This is a genomic window from Segatella copri, assembly GCF_009494395.1.
Classification (GTDB): Bacteria; Bacteroidota; Bacteroidia; order Bacteroidales; family Bacteroidaceae; genus Prevotella.
Window position 1 is genome coordinate 1 of sequence record NZ_VZCB01000081.1, and the last position, 1293, is coordinate 1293.

Genomic DNA, 1293 nt, shown 5'->3' on the forward strand with positions numbered 1-1293 from the left:
GGATGTAACCGCCCTCCGGTGCTCAGAACCGCTTCGCTCTAAGGTTGGCGGGGCATCAAAGCCCTCGCCATATTTTGCGGGATGGGACCGCCTGGGGAACTTTTAAAGGTAAAAGAGTAAAAGGGTAAAAAGGTAAAAAATCTGCGTCATCTGCGCAATCTGCGTGACTTTAAAAGAGTAAAAGGGTAAAAGAAAAAATCTGTGGGAATCTGTGAGATCTGTGGGGACTTTTAAAGGTAAAAGAGTAAAAAGGTAAAAAGGTAAAAAATCTGCGTCATCTGCGAAATCTGCGTGACTTTAAAAGAGTAAAAAGGTAAAAGAAAAAATCTGTGTGAATCTGTGAAATCTGTGGGACTTTAAAAGGTAAAAGGGTAAAAAAACTGCGGGAATCTGTGAGAACTGCGGGACTTTAGAAGGGCTGCTTATCAGATAATTGGCTGATAACTTGAAGATTTCTTGCTTTTTTCTTGGTGGTTTCGAGAAAAAAGCGTAACTTTGGCGACAAAAGTTGAATATTTAATTTAAAGATTATGGCAACAACAGCATTAAATTATACGCAGGTACATCTCTTGCAAATGTTTCAAGTTGATGATTCCCGGAAGGGATTGGAGGAATTGAAAGAATTGCTATATTCTTACTATTCAAAAAAAATGGATGAATCCTTGAATGAACTTTGGGATTCGGGTGTTCTTGATCAAAAACGACTTGATGAAATCAATGATATGGATTTGCATAAATTAAAAATGTCATGAGTCGTTTAGTTCTAGACACAAATTGTCTAATACAGATTGTTTCTCCACGAAGCAAATACCATTTCTTATGGGATAGTTTTGTTCGTGGCGAGAATACTCTCTGTATTTCTAATGAAATCATAGAAGAGTATGTTGAGATTATGCAACTTCTGATGGGGAATGCTGCTGCAGAGTATGTTGTCAAAACTATTTTGAATAGCAGGTTTACAGAACTGGTAGTCCCTTATTACAATTTCAATTTAATTGAGGTTGATAAAGATGATAATAAATTTGTTGATTGCGCAATCGCTGCTCATGCCAAATGTATTGTCACGAATGATCATCATTATGATGTGTTGAAAACAATTCCTTTTCCAAAAGTTGAAGTTGTAAGTCTTGTGGATTTTTTGAAATATCAATAATCATGATGTCAAGAGCTCTATAGATAAGCGAAAATCCCTTTGTGTTTTTTTCGATCCACCCCGTCCCTCCTTAGCCAAGGAGGTGTTTTTGCCCCACCTGTCCCTCCCCTGCGGGAGGGTCCTTAATCCCTAACCAAGCC

Annotated in this window: 2 protein-coding genes; both read left to right on the forward strand. The window is 38.0% G+C overall.

The annotated features are described in order from the left end of the window. Positions 1-530: 530 nt before the first annotated feature. Positions 531-752 (forward strand): hypothetical protein, encoded by a 222-nt coding sequence (locus F7D73_RS11350; protein WP_153124798.1) that lies wholly within the window; start codon positions 531-533, stop codon positions 750-752. Then, positions 749-1153: a putative toxin-antitoxin system toxin component, PIN family gene (locus F7D73_RS11355; RefSeq protein WP_153124800.1), complete on the forward strand. Its 405-nt coding sequence runs from the start codon at positions 749-751 to the stop codon at positions 1151-1153. The genes F7D73_RS11350 and F7D73_RS11355 overlap by 4 nt, the downstream gene beginning before the upstream one ends. Positions 1154-1293 lie beyond the last annotated feature (140 nt).

Bases quoted from the DNA above. Each gene is read 5' to 3' on its own strand.
- F7D73_RS11350 (WP_153124798.1), top strand. From the start codon at position 531: ATGGCAACAACAGCATTAAATTATACGCAGGTACATCTCTTGCAAATG.
- F7D73_RS11355 (WP_153124800.1), top strand. From the start codon at position 749: ATGAGTCGTTTAGTTCTAGACACAAATTGTCTAATACAGATTGTTTCT.